The sequence below is a fragment of the Microbulbifer bruguierae genome, assembly GCF_029869925.1.
Taxonomy (GTDB): Bacteria; Pseudomonadota; Gammaproteobacteria; order Pseudomonadales; family Cellvibrionaceae; genus Microbulbifer; species Microbulbifer bruguierae.
On record NZ_CP118605.1, the window covers coordinates 2,386,570 to 2,410,520 of the forward strand.

General features: G+C 59.0%; 12 protein-coding genes. 1 reads left to right on the forward strand and 11 read right to left on the reverse strand.

Translation table 11 applies throughout. The annotated features are described in order from the left end of the window. Positions 1-5 precede the first annotated feature (5 nt). The 8 genes from gltB to PVT68_RS09980 all read right to left on the reverse strand — a co-directional run bounded on the left by gltB (position 6) and on the right by PVT68_RS09980 (position 11,595). Positions 6-4,457 carry a glutamate synthase large subunit gene (gene gltB / locus PVT68_RS09945; RefSeq protein WP_280317625.1) on the reverse strand — a complete coding sequence of 1,484 codons (4,452 nt, stop codon included), beginning with the start codon at positions 4,455-4,457 and terminating at the stop codon, positions 6-8. A 405-nt stretch (positions 4,458-4,862) separates the two neighbouring features. Further along, a complete protein-coding gene (gene aroB / locus PVT68_RS09950; protein WP_280317627.1) occupies positions 4,863-5,948 on the reverse strand; it encodes a 3-dehydroquinate synthase in 1,086 nt (361 codons plus the stop codon). 90 nt (positions 5,949-6,038) lie between these two features. Continuing rightward, positions 6,039-6,560 (reverse strand): shikimate kinase, encoded by a 522-nt coding sequence (locus tag PVT68_RS09955; protein ID WP_280322498.1) that lies wholly within the window; start codon positions 6,558-6,560, stop codon positions 6,039-6,041. Continuing rightward, positions 6,560-8,785, reverse strand: a complete 2,226-nt coding sequence (gene pilQ / locus PVT68_RS09960) for a type IV pilus secretin PilQ family protein (protein ID WP_280317629.1) — start codon at positions 8,783-8,785, stop codon at positions 6,560-6,562. The genes PVT68_RS09955 and pilQ overlap by 1 nt, the downstream gene beginning before the upstream one ends. Position 8,786: 1 nt before the next feature. After that, positions 8,787-9,314, reverse strand: a complete 528-nt coding sequence (locus PVT68_RS09965; RefSeq protein ID WP_280317631.1) for a pilus assembly protein PilP — start codon at positions 9,312-9,314, stop codon at positions 8,787-8,789. After that, positions 9,311-9,931 (reverse strand): type IV pilus inner membrane component PilO, encoded by a 621-nt coding sequence (locus tag PVT68_RS09970; RefSeq protein ID WP_280317633.1) that lies wholly within the window; start codon positions 9,929-9,931, stop codon positions 9,311-9,313. Before PVT68_RS09970 ends, PVT68_RS09965 begins: the two co-directional genes overlap by 4 nt. Before the next feature lie 2 nt (positions 9,932-9,933). Then, on the reverse strand, positions 9,934-10,515 hold the full coding sequence (locus tag PVT68_RS09975) for a PilN domain-containing protein (protein WP_280317635.1): 582 nt from the start codon (positions 10,513-10,515) through the stop codon (positions 9,934-9,936). Between the two features lie 3 nt (positions 10,516-10,518). Next, positions 10,519-11,595, reverse strand: a complete 1,077-nt coding sequence (locus PVT68_RS09980; RefSeq protein WP_280317637.1) for a pilus assembly protein PilM — start codon at positions 11,593-11,595, stop codon at positions 10,519-10,521. A gap of 155 nt (positions 11,596-11,750) precedes the next feature. Here PVT68_RS09980 and PVT68_RS09985 point away from each other — a divergent pair, with 155 nt between their 5' ends. Then, the gene (locus tag PVT68_RS09985; protein WP_280317639.1) at positions 11,751-14,441 is read left to right on the forward strand and encodes a penicillin-binding protein 1A; all 2,691 of its coding nucleotides are present in this window, start codon (positions 11,751-11,753) and stop codon (positions 14,439-14,441) included. 94 nt (positions 14,442-14,535) lie between these two features. On the opposite strand, the gene PVT68_RS09990 is transcribed toward PVT68_RS09985, so the two are convergent. The 3 genes from PVT68_RS09990 to PVT68_RS10000 form a co-directional block, all read right to left on the reverse strand. Then, the gene (locus PVT68_RS09990) at positions 14,536-15,021 is read right to left on the reverse strand and encodes a chemotaxis protein CheW (protein WP_280317641.1); all 486 of its coding nucleotides are present in this window, start codon (positions 15,019-15,021) and stop codon (positions 14,536-14,538) included. A gap of 67 nt (positions 15,022-15,088) precedes the next feature. Beyond that, positions 15,089-21,544 carry an Hpt domain-containing protein gene (locus PVT68_RS09995; RefSeq protein WP_407666148.1) on the reverse strand — a complete coding sequence of 2,152 codons (6,456 nt, stop codon included), beginning with the start codon at positions 21,542-21,544 and terminating at the stop codon, positions 15,089-15,091. A 130-nt stretch (positions 21,545-21,674) separates the two neighbouring features. Then, positions 21,675-23,831, reverse strand: coding sequence for a methyl-accepting chemotaxis protein (locus tag PVT68_RS10000; protein ID WP_280317644.1), 2,157 nt, complete (start codon positions 23,829-23,831; stop codon positions 21,675-21,677). Between the last annotated feature and the right edge of the window lie 120 nt (positions 23,832-23,951).

Here is a 23,951-nt window from a genome sequence, read left to right on the forward strand (position 1 = left end):
CCCTCTTATTCGCCGCGCTTGCGTACATCGGACAGCAGTCCGGCGAGGCTGGCGGCCTTCGGCTTCACCAGCCAGAATTTGTTGAGGTAGTCGTCGAGGTTGTCCAGCAGCTCCTGTCCCCAGGCACTGCCGGTTTCGGCGACGAACTCCTCGATCACTTCGCGCAGGTGGCTCTGGTACTCCTCCAGCGCCTCACTGCTGATGCGCCTAAGCTCGATCAGCTCATGGTTGCACTTGTCGAAGAAGTCGCGGTCCATATCCAGCACGTAGGCAAAGCCACCGGTCATACCGGCACCGAAGTTGACCCCGGTCTTGCCCAGCACGGCGATCATGCCGCCAGTCATGTATTCACAGCAGTGATCACCCGCACCCTCAACCACCGCAAAGGCACCGGAGTTGCGCACCCCGAAACGCTCGCCGGCGCAGCCGGAAGCGAACAACTTACCGCCAGTGGCACCGTACAGACAGGTGTTGCCGATGATGCTGGTTTCCTCGGACTTGAAGTTGCTACCCGCGGGTGGACGGATCACCAGCTTGCCGCCAGCCATACCCTTGCCCACATAGTCGTTGGCATCGCCTTCCAGATACATCTCCAGACCGCCAGCGTTCCACACGCCGAAAGACTGACCGGCAACGCCGGTGAGACGCAGCTTGATCGGCGCATCCACCATACCCTGGTTGCCGTGGCGTTTCGCAATCTCGCCGGACAGGCGCGCACCGATGGAGCGGTCGCAGTTAGTCAGTTTGAAACTGAACTCACCGCCGGACAGGTTCTCAATTGCCGGCAGGGTTTCTACCACCATACGCTCGGCTAACAGACCCTTGTCCCAGGGCTCGTTCTTCGGCTGCTGGCAGGTCTGCGGCTTGCTGTCGAGCAGCGCATCGGTGTGCAGCAACGGCGACAGGTCCAGGGTCTTCTGCTTGCTGGTTTGCCCCTCGAGGGTTTCCAGCAGATCCACACGCCCCACCAGCTCGTCCATGGTGCGCACACCCAGGCTCGCCATCCACTCGCGGGTTTCCTCGGCCATAAACCTGAAGAAGTTCATCGCCATTTCCACGGTGCCGATGTAGTGCTCGTCACGCAGATCCTTGTTCTGGGTGGCGACACCGGTGGCGCAGTTGTTGAGGTGGCAGATACGCAGGTATTTACAGCCCAGCGCCACCATCGGCGCGGTGCCGAAGCCGAAGCTCTCGGCGCCAAGAATCGCCGCCTTGACCACGTCGAGACCACTCTTGAGACCGCCATCGGTCTGCACCCGCACCTTGCCGCGCAGGTCGTTCGCGCGCAGGGTCTGGTGGGTTTCCGCCAAGCCCAGCTCCCACGGGGAACCGGCGTAGCGGATAGAGGTAATCGGGCTCGCAGCGGTACCGCCGTCGTAACCGGAAATAGTGATCAGGTCCGCGTAGGCCTTGGCCACACCGGCGGCGATAGTACCGACGCCGGGGCGGGATACCAGTTTCACCGATACCAGCGCATCCGGATTGACCTGTTTCAGGTCATAAATCAGCTGTGCCAGGTCCTCGATAGAATAGATATCGTGGTGCGGCGGCGGTGAAATCAGGGTCACACCGGGCACCGAGTAGCGCAGCCGCGCGATCAATTCGTTGACCTTGCCGCCGGGCAGCTGGCCGCCCTCGCCGGGTTTGGCGCCCTGGGCAACTTTGATCTGCAGGACTTCCGCATTCACCAGGTAGTGCGGGGTGACACCGAAGCGACCGGAGGCGATCTGCTTGATTTTGGACACCTTGTCAGTGCCAAAACGGGCCGGGTCCTCACCACCCTCACCGCTGTTGGAGCGTCCACCGAGGCGGTTCATGGCCTGGGCCAGGGACTCGTGAGCCTCCGGCGACAGCGCACCCAGAGACATGGCGGCGCTGTCGAAGCGACGCAGGATACTCTCCGCCGGTTCCACTTCTTCCAGCGGAATCGGCTGCAGATCCTTTTTCAGTCCAAGCAGGTCGCGCAGGGTGGCAACTGGGCGTTGGTTCACCAGGCTCGCGTAATCCCGCCAGGCGCCGTAGTCACCAGAGCGCACCGCTTCCTGTAGCGCCTTGACCACGTCCGGGTTGAACGCGTGGTATTCCTCGCCGTAGACAAACTTGTGCAGACCGCCGGCGGATACCTTCTTACGCGGCTTCCACGCCAGCTCGGCGCGCGCGCGCATATCGTCTTCCAACTCCGCGAAACCAGCACCCAGCACACGCGCCGGTGCTTCCGGGAAGCACAGATCGATAACGTCCTGGGACAGCCCCACCAGTTCGAACAGCAGCGCGCCGCGGTAAGAGGCTACGGCCGAAATACCCATCTTCGACAGGATTTTCAGCAGACCCTTGATGATGCCGTTGCGGTAATTCTTCTGCGCGGTGGCGGCGTCCAGCAACAGTTCACCGGTTTCAATCAGGTGGTTGATGATGCTGTAGGAGAAGTACGGGTGCACCGCCGTGGCGCCAACGCCGATCAGGCACGCCAGTTGATGCGAGTCGCGCGCGGTGGCCGTATCCACCACCACGTTGGAGTCGCAGCGCAGGCCGTTGTGCACCAGGTGGTGGTGTACCGCACCGGTGGCAAGCAGTGCATCGATGGGCAGTTTGCCCTCTTCGATACTGCGATCCGACAGCACCACGATCACGGTGCCCTCGTTGCGCACCGAGTCGGCGGCGTCCTGGCACAGTTTCTCGATGGCGCCCTTCAGGTCCAACTCTGCGGGATCGTAGTTCAGGTCGAATACCTTCGCCTTGAACTCCTCGCGGCCGAGGTCTAGTAGCGCGGTGTACTTCATGTGCGACAGTACCGGCGACGACAGGATCACGCGGTCGGCGTGCTCGGGGGTTTCCTCAAACACGGATTTCTCACGGCCCAGGCAGGTTTCCAGGGACATGACGATGGTTTCCCGCAGCGGGTCGATGGGCGGGTTGGTGACCTGCGCGAACTGCTGGCGGAAGAAGTCGTACAGACAGCGGTTGCCCTGCGACAGCACCGCCATCGGGGTGTCGTCACCCATGGAGCCCACGGCTTCCTGACCGGATTCCGCCAGCGGGCGGATCACCTGGTCGCGCTCCTCAAGAGAGGAGCTGAACAGCTTCTGGTAGACCTTGAACTGCTCGAACGAGAAATTGTTGTCCACCGGCGCGGTGACCAGAGTGGAGCGGATACGACGCGCTTTGGCCTTCAGCCACTGCTTGTAGGGATGCGCTTTTTTCAGCTCGCCATCCACTTCGGCGGTGTGGCGCAGTTTGCCTTCCAAAGTATCCACCGACAGGATCTGGCCCGGGCCGAGACGGCCCTTGGCCACCACGTCGGCGGGGTCGTATTGATAGGTACCCACCTCGGACGCAACAGTGATGAAGTCGTCCTTGGTGATCACCCAGCGGGACGGGCGCAGGCCGTTGCGGTCCAGGGTGCACACGGCGTAGCGACCGTCGGTCAGTACCAGGCCGGCGGGACCGTCCCAGGGTTCCATGTGCATGGAGTTGTATTCGTAGAAGGCGCGCAGCTCGGAATCCATGGTGTCCACGTTCTGCCACGCCGGCGGGACCAGCATGCGGATGGCGCGGTGCATATCAATGCCGCCCGCCATCAACAGCTCGAGCATATTGTCGAGACTGGAGGAGTCGGAGCCAGTGCGGTTGACCAGCGGCGCCAGCTCGTTCAGCTCCGGCAGCAACTCGGTATTGAACTTGGGCGTGCGCGCCACGGACCAGTTGCGGTTGCCTGTAACGGTGTTGATCTCGCCGTTGTGCGCGAGCATGCGGAACGGCTGCGCCAGCGGCCAGCGCGGCATGGTATTGGTAGAGAAGCGCTGGTGGAACACACAAATGGCGGTCTCGAGGCGCGGGTCTGCCAAATCCGGGAAAAACGCCGGCAGATCCGCCGGCATCATCAGGCCCTTGTAGGAAACCACCCCGGTGGAGAGGCTGGCGATGTAGGTATCGTCCCCCAGTTGCTGTTCCGCCTTGCGCCGGATCACGAACAGGCGTGCGGCAAACTTCTGGTCGCCCAGCGGCTGTTCGGCATCGTTGATCAGCAGATGCTCGAAGCGCGGCAGCGACTCGCGCGCAATGGGGCCGAGGCAGTCGGCATTGGTGGGCACCGGACGCCAGCCAGCCACGTTCAGGCCCTGCGCGACGACTTCTGCTTCCAGGATTTTGCGCGCGGCAGCGGCTTCCGCTTCATCCAGCGGAAGCATGATGGAGCCCACGGCGTAGTTATCGGTCAGCTCACCACCAAAAGCTGCCCTGGCGGCATTGCGCAGAAAGGCATCCGGCTTTTGCAGCAACAAGCCGCAACCGTCGCCGGTTTTGCCGTCGGCGGCTATGCCCCCGCGGTGAGTCATGCAGGTCAGCGACTCAATCGCTGTCTGCAACAACTTGTGGCTGGTCTGCCCTTTCAGGTGGGCAATCAGACCAAAGCCACAGTTATCTTTGAACTCATCCAATCGATACAGACCGCTACCCATAGAATTCCTCAAAGTGTTATTGCTACCCCTTACGCGCCGATCGCCAGAGTGTCAATTCACGCAATGGCCATCAGTTCACAGTCCGCGGACCGCCCCTGGGGGTATATTTATCTACTTTCGAGCCAATGGTGCCGCAGATTCCACTGATTTTTCCGTACTCCAGTGACAAAAAAAGCCCGCTTGCGGGGCTTTGTTTTTGCACGGATATCACGTGCCTGCGCTTGTTGTTATTGGCTCACTTCCCCGGCTTTCACCGAGGGGGCGCGCAATATTACTCGTGCCCCCCTGTAATTGCAAGAATCGCCAGATTTATTCGCTGCCAGTAAGCCTATCAACCGACTTATCTTCTTTGTTGACGCAGTTTTGTCAAATACTCCTCACCCAGCGCAAAATCCCAAATCCCTGTCACTTTGCACCACAGGCGCGCAAAGCTTCTACCAGCTGATCTTTGGGCGTGTCGTCGCTAATTTGCGCATTTCCCAGGGCCTCGAGCAGCACCAGGCGCAATTTGCCATTTTGCACCTTTTTATCCACAGCCATTGCCTGCAGATAATCATCCACCGTCATATCAGAAGGGGATTGTTGCGGAAGATTGGCTCTACTTAGCAGCGAGCAAAGACGATCTACGTCGCCCGCAGAGATCCAGCCGCGCAAGTGCGACAACCTGGCTGCCATCACCATCCCCGCAGCGACCGCTTCGCCGTGCAGCCATTTGCCGTAACCTTGCACAGCCTCGATGGCGTGGCCAAAAGTGTGGCCAAAATTGAGGATCGCGCGGCGCCCGGACTCCCGCTCATCTTCGGCGACAACGGCCGCCTTGTCAGTACAACTGCGCTGAACCGCATAGGATAGTGCTTCCGGGTTCCTCGCCAGCAGGGCATCCATGTTTTCCTCGAGCCAGGCAAAAAACGGCGCATCACAAATCATGCCGTATTTGATCACTTCGGCGATGCCCGCCGACAATTCGCGATCCGGCAGGGTGGCAAGAGTATCGATATCGATCAGCACCAGCTGCGGCTGGTAAAATGCGCCGATCATATTTTTTCCCAGAGGATGATTCACGCCGGTTTTACCACCAACGGAGGAATCCACCTGGGATAGCAGGGTCGTGGGAACCTGTACGAAATCCACGCCGCGCTGATAGCAAGCCGCAGCAAAGCCGCTCATATCTCCCACCACTCCGCCGCCGAGGGCAACAATGGTGGTGCTACGGTCGTGGCGTTTTTCGAGCAGTGCATCAAAGATACGATTGAGGGTATCCAGGGTTTTGAAGGCTTCGCCGTCGGGGAGCTGCACGCTGTCGACCTTATCGAATGAGGACAGACTCGATAGCAGTGTTTCCAGAAACAATGGAGCAATGGTCTCGTTGGTGACCACCAGAACCTGCCGGCCGCGAATATGCTCGGCGAAATACATGGATTGTTTCAGTAATCCGGATCCGATCAGAATCGGATAACTGCGCTCACCCAGGTCGACATTGAGACTGTGCATGGCTGCTCCCTTTCGCGTACACAATAAATAGAAAATTCAGGAGGGCGGCACTCTAGCACAGGCCTGCGTGCCTACGGGAGAACCGCTGTATTAGCCAGACGTCTCAGCAAACAGCCGGTCCGCTACCAGCTGCGCCGCCTGCCTGGGGCTACAGTGATCGGTATCGCAGACCAGGTCCGCAACCTCGGTGTAAAACGGCTCGCGCTGCTGCAAGATTTCCTGCAACTTTGTGCGCGGATCCGCTACCCGCAGCAATGGCCGATTGTTGCTTTTTGAAGTGCGCTCCACAAGCTGGTCAAGCCCCGCCCGCAGGTACACAACAAATCCCTGCTGTTTGAGCAGAACGCGGTTTTCCGGCAGCAATACGATACCGCCGCCGGTAGCGACAACTTGCGGCGCACCACTGCACAGATCCCGCAACACCTCGCTTTCACGACGGCGGAAGCCGGCCTCCCCCTCTACATCAAAAATCCAGGGAATATCGGCTCCGGTGCGATCTTCCAGCACCTTGTCGGAATCGGCAAAAGGCAACCCTAGCTGGGTCGCCAGTAATTTACCGATGGTGGATTTGCCGGCCCCCATGGGGCCGACAAGGAAGATAGGCTGGGAAATCACTTGCTGAAGGACAGGAACTCGTCTTGCATGATGCGCGGGGTGATGAAGATCAGCAGCTCGCGCTTGTCTTCCTGCCTGGTGGACTGCTTGAACAGATGGCCCAGGAACGGGATGTCACCCAGCAATGGCACCTTCACTTCACCTTCGATGGACTGCGCTTCGAAGATACCACCGAGCACAATGGTCTCACCGTTGGCAACCAGCACTTTGGTCTGCAGGGAGTTCACGTTGATCGCCGGAATCTGCGCACCCGTAACCACATTGGTGAACAGCTCACCGACACTGTTCTGGTCGATGTTCAGGTCCATGATGATGTTGTCATCCGGAGTGATCTGCGGAGTCACATTCAATAAAAGTACCGCTTCCTTGAAGGTCACCGAAGCGGCCCCGGAAGAAGTGGCTTCCAGATAGGGAATCTGTACACCGGAACGGATGCTCGCTTCCTGTTTGTCACCCGTCACTACTTTCGGCTGGGAGACGATTTCCGCCTTGCCGGAATCTTCCAGCGCAGACAGCTCCAGACCTAGCAGGAAGTCTTCTTTCAGGATCGCATAAGCCACACTACCCGCCGGGTTGGTGATTCCCAAGTCGATCAGCATCGGATCGTGCAACGTGGTCGGCGCAGACATGTCTGGGCCATTGCCGTCACCGTCTGAAGGGAACGAGGCCAGACCACCGGAACCAATACCAATGGTGTCGTCACTGGTGTTGTGATCCTCCATATAGCTCCAGCGCACACCGAGACTTTTCTCAAAGTCGGTGTTGGCAGTCACGATACGCGCCTCGATCATTACCTGGCGGATGGGGATATCGATGGCGCCGATAAGATCGCGGAACTGGGCGATCTTGTCTTCGGTATCGGTGAGGATAATGGTATTGGTGCGCTCGTCCACAATGGCACTACCGCGGGAAGACAGGATACTGCGGCTCTCCTGATCCTCGCGCCCACCGGCGAAGTTACCCCGCCCCATACCGCCACCCTGTCTGCCACCCTGAGCTCCGGCAAACAGGGAAAAGAGTTCACGGGCATCGGCGTAGCGAATCTGGATATATTCGGTGCGCAGCGGCGCCAGCTCTTCCAGCTGCTTGCGGGTCTCCAGTTCGCGGCGCTCGCGCTCGGCAATCTCTGCCGCCGGCGCCACCATGATTACATTGCCGTCCTGGCGCTTGTCCAGGCCCTTGGCCTTGAGGATCAACTCCAGCGCCTGGTCCCAGGGCACACCGTCAAGGCGTAAGGTAATACGCCCCTGTACGGTATCGCTGGCCACCAGGTTGAGATCGGTGAAATCGGCAATCAACTGCAATACCGAACGAACCTCGATATCCTGGAAATTCAGGGACAGCTTCTCTCCGGTAAACTGGAATTCTTGCTGCTTTTCGCGTACCTGGGCAACACTGAGTGGTTTCACACTCAGAACGTACTCGGTGTCCGCCTGGTAGGCGAGGTAGTCGTAATCACCAGCGTGGGGATCTACAGAAATCACGGTATTGCGACCATCGTAATCAACACTGATGGCGTTCACCGGGGTAGCAAAGTCGGTGACATCGAGACGCTGGCGCAGGGACTGCGGCAGTTCAGCACCGAGGAATGTCAGAATAATCTTGCCCTTGGTGCGCTCTACATCAATGTTCACTGCGGGGTCGGTCAGACTGACAATCACTTTGCCCTCGCCGCCCTCACCGCGGCGAAAGTCGACATTTCTGATCGCCACACCGCCCGCAGGCTTGAACTGGGCGTTACCGCCAATATTGGTGCTGCTGAGTACCGGTGCAGCTGTCACTGCAGCGGTTGTCGCAACGTCCGCACCCACTTCCAATATCACCTGATTGCCAATGCGCTCACTGGTGTACACCGGCAGCTGGTCCAGATTGAGAATCAGACGGGTGCGATCTTCACCGGAGACGATCACCGCACTGCGCGCGGCACCGATATCCAGACTGTATTTTTTCTGCGGCAGCACGCTCTCGACCCCGGCAAAGTCCATAACGATACGGGCCGGTTGCTCGATGGTGTAGCCCGTAGGTTCCGGCGGCACATCACTGAAAGTGAGGCGCAGCTGCAGGCGGCTGCCGGGCAGCTCGGAAAACTGGATATCGTTCAGCTGGCTGGCCAGAGACGGAGCCGCCAGCGGCAGCAACACCAGGCCAAACAACAGTGCTTTCACACGCGGTAGTGCATTGGCGATCCGCGCCAATACTTTGGCGAGTTGCGTGGTGATCATTTTAGTTTTCCTTCTCTTCCAAAGTCAGAGCCCGCGGCCGTTCAATCCAGCCACCGGTACCATCCGGCACAATTTCCAGTACATCGATTTGCGACGATGAGGCGTTGACCACACGCCCGTGATTTTTACCCATGTAATTGCCGATGGTGATGCGGTGGATACCGCCATCACCATCGTTCACCAGCGCCCATAACTGCCCGCCCCGGGACAGGGTGCCCACCATGGCCAGCGCATCAAAGGGGTAGCTTTCCAGCATTTCTTTTTTTCGGTTCAAATCCGGGGCCACATCCAGCTTGCGCCCCACCAGGCGCTGATCGGCCTCGAGTACCGGGCGCAGGAACGGGCTGCGCAGCGCGGCAGCGCTGTATACATAGGGACTGTAAGGCGTAAAGGTGGGGATAGGATCAATCTGGCCGCGCGGCTTGAGTTTGACCTCGGTCATCTTTTTACGAAGATCCGCGTGCCCCCCGTCCATGCTACAGCCAGCCATCGCCAATAGCACGGTGGTCAGAGCGAAGTACTTTTTCATCCCTCTTCCCCCTGATCCTTATAACGGTAGGTTTTTGCGCTCACTACCATGTTCAACAGCGCCGCGCTATTTTTCGTCGTTTTGATATCGAAATCATGCAGTGTGACAATCCGCGGCATGCCCGCGATACCACTGATAAAGGCTCCGAACTCGTGGTAGCCGCCCTGGACCTCAATACGGATTGGCAGTTCGACATAGAACTCACCTACCTGCTCGCCTTCCAGCGCAATCTTCTGAATTGTCAGGCCGCTGCCGCGACCGAACTCGTCGATATCTTCCAGCAGCCCCGGCACCTCAGTATCTTTGGGCAACTGCTTGAGCAGCGCACCGAAGGTTTCTTCCATTTCGGCAAGCTGCTCGCGATAGACATCCAGATTGGCCGCCTCGTGGGATTTGCGCTCAAACTGGGTAAACAGATCACGCTCTTTATTCACGGCGATGTTCAGCGCGGCGTAGCGGTCCTTGACCAGAAAATAATATCCTCCGCCCACCAGCACCGCGGCAATTACGATCAACAACACTATCCGCCCCGCCAACGGCCAGACGCCGACACGGGAAAAGTCGATATCACTGATATCCAGCTGATTCAGCTGTTTGAGAGTATCTTCAAGCGCCACGATTAGGCTCCATTGTTGGCGGCATCGCCATCTTCTTCTTTTTTGCGGCCGCTGACACTGACTGTCATCTCAAATGCGCTGGCCTGCTCGCCAAATGCCGGCTTCGCCGTCACCCCGGTCAGATTCGGAGACTCAAACCATTCAGACTGGTCGAGGCTTCGCATAAAGGAGGACACCCGGTTGTTGGACTCTGCTACCCCGGATATCTTCAGGGTCTTACCGGTGCGCTTGAGGTTGGTGAGCCACAGACCTTCCGGCGCTGCCCGCACCATCTCATCGAAGTAGCGCACTGCCAGCGGGCGATTGCCCTGCAGCTCCTGAATCACGCGCATACGATCGATCAGCTGCTGGCGACGCTTCTTGAGATCCTTGATCTCCCTCACCTGCTTATTCAGCGCCATGATTTCTGTATTCAACAGCTGATTGCGCTCTTTCTGATTATCGATTTGCGCATCGACCGTCTTCATCCACATAAAGACTGAGACAGCAGCAACAATCACAACCAGCACGGCGACCTGCTGGAATTCTTTCTGCTTTTGCTCCCGGTATTCCTGGCGCCACGGGAGTAGATTGATCTTTGCCATGTGTTAAAACTCCCGCTCGCGCATGGCGAGACCCGCGGCAATCATCAGTGACGGCGCTTCCACCGCCAGTGCCTGACGATTGACCCGGGAGGCCACACTCATATCCCGGAAGGGATTGGCCACCATAGTGGGCTTGTTGAGTTTCTGACCCACCAGCTCAGCGAGCCCGTCCATCGCGGCGACGCCGCCACCGAGCAGGATGTAATCCACATCGCTGTAGGAGGTCGAAGAATAAAAGAATTGCAGGGAACGAGTGACCTGTTGCACTACCGCATCGCGGAAAGGCTCCAGCACTTCGGGGTAGTAGTCGTCGGGCAAGCCGCTGCCACCCTGGCGCTTGGCCAGCATGGCTTCCTCCGAAGACAGACCGTAGCGGCGCTGGATTTCATCGGTAAGCTGACGCCCGCCAAACAGCTGTTCGCGGGTGTATACGGTACGACCGTCAACCAGCACCGAAAGCGCACTCATGGTGGCACCGATATCGATCACCGCGACCACCAGCTGCTCCTGAGCCGGGAACTGGTTGTCCATCAGGGTATAGGCCCGCTCAATGGCGTAGGCTTCCACATCCACCACCCCGGGCAGTAGATCCGCTTCGTTCAAAGCGGATACGCGCTGTTCCACGTTCTCGCTGCGGCATGCCGCCAGTAGCACTTCCACCTGGCCTTCGCCGCGCTCCGACGGTCCCTGCACCTCAAAATCCAGATTCACTTCATCCAGCGGATAGGGGATATATTGGTCCGCCTCCAGCGCAATCTGCGCTTCCAGAGCGTCGTCCGAGAGATCTGCAGGCATGTCCAGGGTCTTGGTAATTACCGCGGACCCGGATACCGCCACTGCAGCCTGGCGCAGGCGAGTCTTGGAACGCCGTACGACCTTGCGGATGGCTTCGGCAATGGCACCCACGTCGTTGATATTTTTGTCCACCACCGCATTCGGGGGCAACGGCTCACTTGCATAGCTTTCCACGCGGTATTTGTCGCCATTGCGACTCAGTTCGAGCAACTTTACCGAGGTGGAGCTAATATCGAGCCCAAGCATGGCTTTAGGACCCTTACTGAGAAAAGGGAGCATCCCCATTTTTCTTATCTTTTCCGTGGGTTATGGAGGTTTGATGGTATAGCACTTTAAATTACCGTCGCAACCGCCTTTTGCATAGGTAACAGTGCACATTATTCGTATAATTGTCGAACAGTGCCGATATAATTGATCAAGACGTAGACAGAAAGATTTCCATGACCGAAAAAGCCCGCAACCGCCTGCTTTCCCTGCTGTGGCTGGCTCTCGCCGGCGCCGCCGCCGGTGCTATGGCGTTTTCCAGCATTTATCTCTATTTGAAGCCCGGACTGCCGTCGGTGGAAAGCCTGCGCGATATCCGCCTGCAAACCCCCCTGCGGATATACTCGCGAGATATGAAGCTAATCGGCGAATTTGGCGAAAAACGCCGCAGTCCGATTACCATCGCGCAGACCCCGGACATGTTCATCAAGGCCATTCTGGCCGCGGAGGACGACGCCTTTTATTCCCACAGCGGTGTCTCCATTAAGGGGTTGATGCGCGCCGCACGCCAGCTGGTGGCCAGTGGCTCCATCCAGTCCGGCGGTAGCACCCTCACCATGCAGGTGGCGCGAAACTTCTTTCTCAGCCGCGATCAGCACTTTATCCGCAAATTCAACGAAATTCTCCTATCGCTGCAGATTGAACAGGAGCTCAGCAAGGACGAAATCCTGGCCCTGTATATCAACAAGATCTTTCTGGGCAACCGCGCTTACGGCTTCCAGGCTGCAGCGCAGGTGTACTACGGTAAGGACATCAACGAGCTGAATCTGGCCCAGTGGGCGATGATGGCGGGCCTGCCCAAGGCGCCGTCCACCTATAACCCCATCGCCAATCCCTCCCGCGCGCTGGTGCGCCGCAACTGGATCCTGAAGCGCATGCTGGATCTGGGGTATATCGACCAGGACGCTTACAAAAACTCCATCACTGCGCCGGTTACCGCCCGCTATCACGGCCGCGATCTGGACATGAGCGCGCCCTATGTGGCGGAAATGGCGCGCAAGGAAGCTGTGGAGCTGTTCGGCGACGCCGCCTACACCGACGGCTACCAGGTAATCACCACCGTCGACAGCAAGCTGCAGGACGCGGCGCGCAAGGCTCTGCAGAATGGCCTCGAAACCTACGACAGCCGCCACGGCTACCGCGGCCCAGAGCAGCGGCTTGACCCTGAGCTTCTGGCGGACAATGACCAACTGGTTGATCTGCTGCGGGAGATCCCGCTACTCGGCGACCTGGAGCCCGCCGTGGTGACCGCGGTAGCGCCACAGAGCCTCAGTGTACAGTTGCGGGACCGCCGCGTAATTGAAATTCCCTGGGATCGCGGCCTCAGCACCATTCGCCCCTATATCTCTGAAAACGCCCGCGGTCCGCGGCTCAAGTCCGCCGACGAAATGTTCGCCCCTGGTGACGTGGTGCGCCTGCGCAGGGTACTCATCTCCGCAGAAGAGGTGGAAAAAGAACGGGAAAATGCCCGTGTGGCAGCAATTGAGAATGCCGCAGAATCGCTCGCCGATGCCACCGTTACCGACGACCCCTTCACGACTCCGGAAGGACTCGCTGACGACGAACAAACGGAAACGCCTCAGCCCCGTGAAGAGTGGCACCTGACCCAGGTACCGGCAGCGCAGAGTGCGCTGGTGTCGCTGCAACCGGAAGACGGCGCTATCCGTGCCCTGGTTGGCGGCTATGATTTCCGCCAGAGCCACTTCAATCGCGTCACCCAGGCGGCGCGCCAGCCCGGCTCCAATTTCAAACCCTTTATTTACTCTTCCGCCATCGAGCGGGGATACACCGCCGCCAGTATCATTAACGATGCCCCCATCATCTTTGAACAGACCAACCTCGAAGACGTTTGGCGTCCGGAAAACTCCAGTGGTGATTTTCTCGGCCCCATTCGCCTGCGCCAGGCGCTGTATCTGTCGAAAAACCTGGTATCCATCCGCCTGCTGCAGGCCCTGGGCATCGACTACGCGCTCAACTTCGTCGAAAACTTCGGTTTCGATCGCAGTAAGCTCGCGCGCAACCTCACTATTGCCCTTGGCAGCTCGGCATTGACGCCGCTTGAGATCGCGCGGGGCTATGCGGCTTTCGCCAATGGCGGCTTCCGGGTCGAGCCCTATCTGGTGGACCAGGTTCTGGACGTACACGGTGACACTATCTATCAGGCGCTGCCGCTGACTGTGTGTAGTGACTGCCCGGAAACCAGTGAGCAGTATGGCGGTGAGCCCGAGCCCATCGACCTTCAATCAATTCCCCAGGAAACAGCGCTGGCATCCGGTGAACGAGAACCACTGGAATTGCGGACCCTGCCGGTTGCACCGCTGCATGCGGATGAACAGGCCCGCCCAAGGGCACCCCGCGCCATCTCGGCGGAGACCGCTTACATCATGGATTCGATGCTCAAGGATGTCATCAAGAAGGGCACCGGACGTATGGCGCTATCCATGAAGCGCGGTGATATCGCCGGTAAAACCGGCACCACAAACGGCCCCCGGGACGCCTGGTTCTCAGGCTATAGTCCCCACCTGGCGACCAGTGTTTGGGTCGGTTTCGACTCCAACTCTGAACTTGGCAAGAATGAGTACGGTGGTTCGGCAGCGCTGCCAATCTGGATCGACTTCATGTCCGAGGCACTCGAAGGCCTGCCGGAGCGCCACCTGGCGCAGCCAGACGATATAGTGACCATGCGTATCAATCCACGCACCGGACTGCGCACATCCCGCGGCGGCATCTTCGAGATCTTCCGTGCGGACCGCCTGCCGGGGCGCGAAAACTATGGTAACTACCCGTCGATTTACTCAGAGAGCCCGGATACGCCGGCGACAAATGACGACCAGGCCCAGGAGTCATTGCCAGAAGAGTTGTTCTGACCTCCTACCAAGGGCAGAAACAAAAAAGCCGCCCTGTTATGTCACAGGGCGGCTTTTTTTGGCCTTATGTCCAGCAGTCGTTGCAATAGGAAAATCAGCGGCGTTTGCGGTACGCCAGACAGGCTTCTTCCATTTCTGCCAGATCAGGGATCACCGCCGCTTCGCCGGAAAGTGCCACGTGCATCAACTCTCCCATGGCGCATTCGGCATCGCGCCCCGCCAGTTCTTCCGGCGTAACCCGGACCAGACGCGGTGTACCCTGAAGTACCAGGGCAAAAAACGGCAGATCGCCTTCCGCCTGGCCGGTACTCAGGACCGCGATACGACAGTTACTGCGCAGGGTAGGCATAGGATTGCCGCGCATCACCTCAAAGGACATCAGCGGCAGGCGCAATTCCCGCCAGTGTAACTCCCCCATATACCAGTCCGGCGCATCAAACGCGGTGACAGGGCTCTGCAGCGCAATAATTTCGGATAGGGTTTCCACCGGCACCAGCAACTGACCATCCGCCAGCGGCAAAAGCAGGCTGCTGACCTCCTGCGGTACTTCGGTAGTGGGCAAGGCGTCTACTCCGCTCATGCTTTGTGTTCTCCGCCGCGCACTCGGGCTTGCATATATTCGTTGCTCGTTGCTGACGCCGTCGCCATCACACCTCGGCCTCCGCATCGGTAAAGTCGCGGATCGCCGCCAACAGCACTTCCTCCTGATAGGGTTTACCCAGATAGTGGTTTACCCCCAACGACAGGGCATGATCCCGGTGCTTCTTACCGGTACGGGAGGTGATCATAATGATCGGGATATCCCGCAAGCGGCCACTCGAGCGCATATTGCGCGCCACTTCGAAACCATCCATCCGCGGCATCTCGATATCCAGCAACATCACGTCCGGAATGACATCCTGGAGCTGGATAATGGCGTCCTGACCGTCTTTCGCGGTAATCACCCGGAAGCCTTCGCGTTCCAGGAAGCGAGTGGTTACCTTGCGCACCGTTACCGAGTCGTCCACCACCATCACCAGTTTCTGGGTTTCCGGCTCCTCGCGACCACTGATTACAGGCTTTTCCTCCAGCAGGGGAATCTCCGGACGTGCCAACTGTGCCGAGTGCTTCCGCAGCAGGGCGTGGGCGTCGAGAATCACCACCACCGTCCCGTCACCGGTCACCGTAGCACCGGATACCCCCTGAACACTGGCGAACTGCGGCCCGAGGCTCTTCACCACAATCTCGCGGCTGCCCAGGATGGCGTCGACCTGCAGGGCCATGGCGGAATTGTCCGAGCGCACCAGCAGTACCGGCATCTGCATGTCTTCCACCACAAGGCGCGGTTGCGCACTGGACTGCAGCAGGCTACCAAAATAACTCACCAGGTAGGGCTCACCGGCGTATTCGAAGCGTGCGTCCGGCGTGCGATAGTAATGCTCCAGCTCGAACGGGCTGAGACGCACGATACCTTCGATGGTGTTCAGCGGCAGTGCGAACATATCCTCGCCCACTTTCACCATCAGCGCGCGGTTCACGGAAACCGTAAACGGCAGCCGCACCACAAACTCGGTGCCCTCACCCGCCTGGGAGGCGATGGTTACACTGCCACCAATCAGCTTGATTTCCGCAGACACCACGTCCATGCCGACACCACGGCCCGAAATCTGCGTGACCTGCTCTGCGGTACTGAAACCTGCATGCAGAATGAACTGCATAATCTCACTATTGGACAGCTCTGCGTCCGGGCGCATCAGGCCGGTTTCGATCGCCTTTTCGCGCACCCGCATCAGGTTGATCCCGGCCCCGTCGTCACTGATGGTAATCACCACCTCACTGCCTTCCCGTGCGAGCGCCACGGAAATACGCCCGCGTTCCGCTTTGCCGGCGTCGCGACGCGCCTGCGGCGATTCAATCCCGTGGTCCACCGCGTTGCGCAGCATATGCTCCAGGGGCGCCACCATGCGCTCCAGCATGGATCTGTCCAGTTCTCCCTCAACGTTGGAAAACACCAGATCCACCTGTTTGCTCAATTCCGCGCTTACCTGGCGCACAATACGGCGCAGTCGCGGCACCAGGCGGGAGAAAGGCACCATGCGGCTGCGCATCAGGCCTTCCTGAAGTTCGGTGTTTACCCGCGACTGCTGCAGCAGCAGGGTTTCCGTATCCCGGGCCTTGTTGCCCAGGGTCTGGCGCAACTCCAGCAAGTCCGAGGTGGACTCCAGCAGTGAGCGCGACAGGTGCTGGATGGACGAATAGCGGTCCATTTCCAGCGGGTCAAAATCAACGTCCTGCTCCGCCAGCTGCTCCTGACGGAACTGGATCTGAGCTTCAGTCTCCTTGTCCAGCCTGCGCAGCTGTTCGTTGAGGCGGGAGAGGGTCGAGTCCATCTCGTCCAGCGCCAGACCAAACTCACTGACCTGCTCTTCCAGACGCCCGCGGGAAATCGAGGTCTCACCGGCGAGGTTTACCAGTTCTTCAAGTAGCTCCGAGGCAACCCGCACCATTTCCTGGGGTTGGTTGCGCGGCTGGCCGCCATCGCGCTCGCCAATATTCTTCGATTTGCGCACAAACGGCAGCACGTTGCTGGCGGGCACTGGAGCCTGCGCCGCAGCTACCTTCTCGATCACTTCCACCGCCGGCAGTTTGACATCGCCGGAATCCGGTTCTTCAGCAACCACTTCAGGGGTCTCGTCGCGATCCTCGGACAGCAGCTCCGGCTCAGGCCGGGTATCCGGTTCAGTGGCTTCGATACCGTAGTCGACGGGACTTGCGTCTACCGCCACCTGCTCATCCGCCCAACTGGTTTCCAGCAGGGCGCAGAAAGCGGGCAGCTCATCGCCCCCCATCCATGCGCGCACGGTTTCGACACCGGCGGCGAGACGATCGTAGATTGCGTGGGCATCGGCGAAGAACTCAGCGGAGGGCGAACTGCCGCTCTGCATATTTTCGATCACCGTTTCAAAACGGTGCGCGACTTCACCAAGTCCCATCAATGCCGCCATGCGTGCACCGCCCTTGAAGGTGTGCAGCACACGCTTGAGCGCCTCGGGGGGCTCACGGTCTTCTGGAGACTGCTCCCAGTTCTGGATCAGCTCTTCCAGCTCATCCATCAGGTCGCTAGCCTCTTCCAGGAATACTTCCACCACATCCGGATCGATATCCGCCAGCAGGCCACGCTGAGATTCACTGATTTCACCGGTGCCCGGCTCAACCTCGAGAGCCGGCGCAACTGGCACAGAAACCTGTTCGCTCGCAATCTCTTGCGCTGGCACTTCAGGTTCCACCTCGGCGGCGTTTACCGGTGCAGACTGGTCTTCAATTGACGAGCCAACAACCGCCATCTCATCAAAAATCTGGCTTTCTTCGACTGAGTCTTCTGTAACCGGCGCTTCCGGCACGTCGACGATAACGATATCGTCCAGTTCAGGCTCAACATGTGACTGCGCCGCACTCAACTCGGCTTCGAGCCATTCGACGGTGAGCTCCGGCTCTTGTTCCGGAATTTCACTGTCCGACGTCGCCTGCGGAATCAGGGAATCGCTGCGGGCCGCCTGTTCTGCCAGCAGGTCGTCGAAATTGAGGTCGGCAAGCATTCCTTCATTGCCATCAGCGTCGACTTGCGACATCTCGATAACAATTTCTTCGCCCGCCTCGTCACGGGGAAGTTCGAGTTCAATGAGCAGTTCCGATTCGTCCGCTTCCGCAACGACGGAATCACCGTTGTCCTCTACGCCGAATACGTCGCTGTCGATGCCGTATTCGGACAGGTCGATATCCTCGTCCTCGCCACCATCGTCGCCCTGAGCCAGATAGCGCAGAGCCTCACCCACTGCTTCGCTTACTGGAGGCAGGTCGGTAGACGCCGCCACCGCGTCGACGAGATCCAGCAGCTCGTTGTGTCCCTGCTCCAGGGCCGCCCATAGTGCGGGCTCCACTTCGAGGTGTCCGTCGATGACCTGGCGATATACTGCCAACAGCAACTGTGACAACTCCTGCAGGGCTGGCAATTGCGCCTGACCGGCGGCCTGTTGCAGCACATCCAGCTCTTCCGCAACCGGCAGCAGGATGCTCGTATCCATCGGCTGCTGACGCCACTGGTGCAGCATCTGATCTGCATCCAGCAATACTTTCATGCCGTCGGCCATGATGACCGCCAGCAACTGCGGATCTACCGCTTTCGGTTCGTTGGCCTCGCGTTCGCGAATGAGGTGCCCAACCGCGCGTTCCTGCAGCTCAGCCACCCGCGCCAGAAACTGCTCACTGCGCTCCACCAACAGTGGCTCGCCGCAATAAATCTGGTTCAGCGCAACTTTTACATAGCTGGCTGCATCGCCGATTAGCTCGTAGATATCGCTATCGATGGGGACCTGATAGGTGCGCAATTCCTTCACAAAGCGCTCGAGCGGCGCCATCAATTCCGCAACCGGGGTAACCTCGGCCATGTGCGCGGAGCCTTTCAGGGTATGCAGGGCGCGGTGCAGCGGATCGGAAGGAATCCCGTACAGTGGCGCAGCACGGTCCATCTCCGACAGAAATTCTGCCACGGTCGCCAGGTGTGTCTCTGCCTCCTGGGCAAAAATTTCCCACAGCTGGGCATTGTCATCAGCGTCAACCAATTCATCTTCAATCGCCGCGCCGGTCTCGTCCTCCTGCTCGGCGGACTGCAGTAACGCCTGGGGAACTTCCCCCATGGAAAGCTGCTTGGCCCAGTGTTCCAGCTCCGCAGTACGTGCGGGTTCGGGATCACCGCTGCGGGTGCGGAAAGCGTCGACCATGGAAGGAAGTTTCGCCAGCACCTGTTCAATCAGCAACGCATGGGCACGGCCCGGGGTGATGGTGTCATCAAGGACCCGGTTCAGCATATTTTCCACGGCCCAGGCCAGCTCACCGACTTCCATCGCTTCCACCATGCGGCCGGAACCTTTCAGGGTATGGAAACCCCGTCGGAATTCCACCAGCGCATCGCGGTTGCCAAAATTGGCCACCCACTGCGGGAAGTAATGCTCGATGGTCTCCAGTACTTCCGCCGCTTCCTCGAGGAAAATTTCCAGAATTTCGTCGTCGATGATGCTGGTTTCATCGTCATCCGCCAACACCGGAGCAGGTACTGTATTTGGTGTCACCGGCCTCGCCGAATCTACGGCGAAGTGGTCTACGGCAGATTCATAAAGGCGCTCATCCGCGTACGATTCTTTTGTCAGATCTGTTGTTGGCTCTGCGGTCAGACCGGCCGCCAGATCGGCCAGCGGATCTGCGCTTTCCGATGCGTCGATAACCGCGGTTTCAGCGGCTATGTCATCGAGCGAAAATTCAAAACTGGCGAGCCCCCGCTCTTCCAGTTGCTCCTGTGAGAGTGCCTGGTCTTCCGCTATAACATCCAGATCCGGCGGCTCTATAACACTATCGGACAGAGTCTTTTGACTCTGGATATTCTCGGGATCCTGGCCGCCGGCAACGGCGTAGCCGAGCGTAGCGACGCTTTCTTCCGCCAGGGCCAACAGCATATCCGCATCTTCGATGCCCTCCGCGCGACGCTCCAGGTAGTACTCGACACTGGTAACGGCGTCGGCCAGGGTATCCAACAGCTTCCAGTCCGGCTGCTCACCGGCGTGGATCAGACGCTCTTCAATATATTTTTTACACGCTCCGACGATTTCAGCGGCGCGCTGGTAACCCACCATATCCAGGCCGCCACAGACTTCCTGCAGACGCTGCGGCACTTGTGACAATTGGCCGGCATCCCAGTGACTGGCGATGTACTCGACAACGGCCTCTTTTACATTTTCCAGGCCAATACGCGCCTCGCGCAGTACGCGTTCGGTGGCTTCTCCCATGAGCGGGGAATCGCTGTCGATCTTTTTGTCGCGCTCCACCGCCGCAGCGAGACCCGAGTCCAGTTGCACCAGTTCTGACGCTGCCTGCATCAGCAACTCATCCGGATCGGAGCTGCGAGAAGCGTCACGCAGATGTTCGTATATGCTGCGCGCGCGGGTGCGTTGATTTTCCAGGCCCAACACGCCGAGGGTGTCGGCGATGCGCTTGGCAATTATCGCGGTATCCGCGAGCGGTGGACGCTCGGTAGTGGTAACACTGGGGTCCAACGCTTCGCGCACGCTGGCGAGTTCTTCCCGCAGTGCAGCGACTGCGGTACCCATCGCCTCAGGGCCCATAGCCAGTGCATCTTCGGTATCCGGTCGTGGGGTACCCGGCACAGCCTGATCAAGGGCGTACTTCGTATACAGCGCGCTGGTGCGCGGTCCATTGGGTCCGCTCAGGTATACGTAAAACAGCAGGTTGCGCAGCAAATCGCGATCCGGACGCAAATCCAGTACCCGCACACCCTGGCCCTGCAGAAGACGGAATTCCACATCGATGCGGCGCAGCAGCTGTCGCAAGGCGGGCAACACATTGATGCGGTGGTCGGAGATGCCTTCTAGCAGTGCCTGCAGTATTTCCCACAGGTGCCGGCGCTGGCTGCCGCTGTACAACAGCGCCATCTTCTCACTGACCTTACCCAGGTAAGCGATACTCTCACCGCTGTTCACATCGCGAATCAGCGAAGCCGCCGCAACGTGATACATCTTGCGCAATTTGAGCACCAGCTGCTGCAGTTTTTCCGGGCTATTCAGCAGGGCCTGGCGCTTGCCCACGATCTCTTCCAGCGCAGACAAATCCGGGGCAAACAGCGCGCCCTCAGTGATCAGTCTCTCGCGGCGTACCGCGCGCAAATCATTCAGCAACGGCAACAACAGCACCGCATTGTCACGGCGCTGGAATGCGGTTTTTTCCAGGTAGAGGGGAAGCTCCAGCAATGCCCGCATAAGAAATTCGCGGGTTTCATCGCTGTTCTCGACTTCGCCGCTGGCCAGCGCTTGCACCAACTGCTCCATCTCTTCCGCGAGCATGGCGGCACCGGTAAGCTCCGCCATGTGCAGGGAGCCGTGCACCTGGTGAATCAGGTCCAGGCAGTTTTTCAGTAAACCGGAGGAATCACCGGAACTATCCGGCGTGGAAGAATCCGAGGCAAAAGTTTCCAGGTGCTGACGCGCCTGAGCCAGCGTTTCGTTGATTTCGCCTATCAGCCAATCCAGGGCTACAAAATTGGGATTGTCCCGATTCACGCCAAGTCCTCGGTAATTCGATTTCGCCGCAGCCGGGTAACGCGCGGGGGCGACACCCGGTCTGCGACTGTGCACCCCCGCTCTCACCGATACGGGGACGTCCGCTTTTCGTTATGGGTTTAGCGGCTTATCAGGCCAGAGCTCGCTCTTCGCGCTCCCGCTCAGTATCCAGTGCGTCTTCGCCGATGGTATCGTCGTCCAGCATTGGGAACTCTTCAGACAGCTCCGCCAGATCCCCATCGTACAGGTCACTTTCGCCTTCCACCTCGTCATCGGTGGGCAGCTTGAAGCCGGCAACGGAATCGCGCAGGGCAGAAGCGGTCTGGGCCAGGTTACCAATGGACTGTGCAGTGGCCTGGGTACCCGCGGAAGTCTGCGAGGTAATCTCCTGAATCACGTTCATCGTGTTGGAGATATGACCTGCGGACGAGGCCTGTTGGCGTGCCGCGTTGGAGATGTTCTGAATCAAGGATGCGAGGTTGGTAGATACCGTTTCGATCTCTTCCAGGGCAACACCCGCGTCCTGTGCCAGGCGGGCACCGCGCACCACCTCGGTGGTGGTGGATTCCATCGATACAACCGCTTCGTTGGTGTCCGACTGAATCGCTTTTACCAGGCCCTCAATCTGCTTGGTTGCAGCGGCGGAACGTTCCGCAAGTCGCTGTACCTCGTCCGCAACCACCGCGAAGCCTCGACCGGCATCACCGGCCATGCTCGCCTGAATGGCGGCGTTAAGTGCCAGAATGTTGGTCTGGTCGGCAATGTCGTTAATCAGGCTAACGATGTCACCGATCTCCTGGGAGGATTCACCCAGGCGCTTGATTCGTTTGGAGGTGTCCTGAATCTGCTCGCGAATGGTATCCATGCCCTTGATGGTGTTCTGTACCACCTTGGCGCCGTTGCTCGCGATCTGTACCGAGCGCTCCGCTACCTGCGCCGATTCGGCGGCGTTAGCAGATACCTGGTCAATGGTCACGGCCATCTCATTTACCGCCGCAGATGCACCAGCAATTTCCTGCGCCTGGTGCTCGGAGGCTTCGGCCAGGTGTAATGCCGTCTGCTGGGTTTCCTGAGACAGGGAAGATACTTCCTGAGCCGCGCCATTAATTCGCGATACCAGTACCCGCAGCTGGTCGATGGTGTAGTTGATAGAGTCCGCAATCGCACCGGTGAAGGCCTCGGTTACCGTTGCGGTGGTGGTCAAGTCACCGTCTGCAAGGTCGGCCAGTTCGTCCAGCAGCTGCATAATCGCCTGCTGGTTACGCTCGTTGGTTTCGGACTCTTCACGCAGACTGCGGCGGGTTCCGGAGAAGGCCTGCACCATCATGGCAAAGATCAACAGTACGAAGACGCCGGCGATAATGGCAATGGTCTGGTTATTGGGCTGACGCTCGTCGGACAGGCTGACAATACGGTCGTTCAGGATAGACAGAGCTTCCAGCAGCTGCGGCGAAGAAGTAGCAATACCGTCAGCGGCCTGGCGGGTGGCGAACAGCGCTGGCGTGGCTTCAAAGATTTCGCGTACCGAGGAGCTTACGAATTCAAACAGTTCGGTAATTTCTTCCAGGGACTCGCGGGCTTCGTCGTCGGTTACGCGGGAGATACCCATCACCACGTCGCCGCCCTTCATGCCCTCAACCACTTTACCGAACAGGCTGGCGTCGGTATTGAACTGGTCCGCCGCGGATTCCGCGTCATCACCACCCTGCAGCATTTTATCGATGTTTCGACCGATACGTTCGGCGCGCCATACCTGCAGCTGGGCTTGTTCGACCTGGTTCGCCGGGGCGTTGTTAGCCAGCAGGATTTCCACAATATTGTTGTGCTCTGCCTGCAGTTCCGGCAGCGAGTCGTTCAGGGTACTCGCCACGTCATTCAGGAAGATGATCGAATCCTTGTTGCCCAGAATGGTATCGGCCTGTTCGCGCAGCTGGCGCCATACCTGGCCGTAGTTGGCCAGTTCGCTCTCCAGTGCCTTACTACTGGCCCTATCCATCCCCTGTAGCTCGCTCCAGGTGGCCGACATCTGGTTGACGGTCCGCTCCAGGTCTACGAACGCCTGCTCATCGCCGGCGGTGGCTGCGGGCGCGTAGGACACCACCTGATAGGACAGTGCGCGCAATTCGGCCACATCCTCAAGGTGTTCCTGGTCGCGGTCGGCGTTGCGCTGCACCAAGAAGATGCTAACGATCAGTCCCGCCAGTGTGGCGAGTACCAGCAAACCCATAAACAGCGCGGCAGGATTACTGCGCAGCGCGGAAAATGAACTCTGGGAGCCTGTTTTCATAAATTACTCCTGGCGAACCTGTCCCTCAGGCCAACTCTTGTTATCACCACTTTCTGGGCCTACGGCCCCCCATCCCTTAACTGCCCAAGCATTTGGGCGCCCCTAAATCGGCAGACACCG

What these genes read in the sequence shown, in the direction of transcription:
- PVT68_RS09985 (WP_280317639.1), top strand. Translation starts at nt 11,751, where the DNA reads ATGACCGAAAAAGCCCGCAACCGCCTGCTTTCCCTGCTGTGGCTGGCT.
- PVT68_RS09975 (WP_280317635.1), bottom strand. Translation starts at nt 10,515, where the DNA reads ATGGCAAAGATCAATCTACTCCCGTGGCGCCAGGAATACCGGGAGCAA.
- PVT68_RS10000 (WP_280317644.1), bottom strand. Translation starts at nt 23,831, where the DNA reads ATGAAAACAGGCTCCCAGAGTTCATTTTCCGCGCTGCGCAGTAATCCT.
- aroB (WP_280317627.1), bottom strand. Translation starts at nt 5,948, where the DNA reads ATGCACAGTCTCAATGTCGACCTGGGTGAGCGCAGTTATCCGATTCTG.
- PVT68_RS09980 (WP_280317637.1), bottom strand. Translation starts at nt 11,595, where the DNA reads ATGGGGATGCTCCCTTTTCTCAGTAAGGGTCCTAAAGCCATGCTTGGG.
- gltB (WP_280317625.1), bottom strand. Translation starts at nt 4,457, where the DNA reads ATGGGTAGCGGTCTGTATCGATTGGATGAGTTCAAAGATAACTGTGGC.
- PVT68_RS09990 (WP_280317641.1), bottom strand. Translation starts at nt 15,021, where the DNA reads ATGAGCGGAGTAGACGCCTTGCCCACTACCGAAGTACCGCAGGAGGTC.
- PVT68_RS09965 (WP_280317631.1), bottom strand. Translation starts at nt 9,314, where the DNA reads ATGAAAAAGTACTTCGCTCTGACCACCGTGCTATTGGCGATGGCTGGC.
- pilQ (WP_280317629.1), bottom strand. Translation starts at nt 8,785, where the DNA reads ATGATCACCACGCAACTCGCCAAAGTATTGGCGCGGATCGCCAATGCA.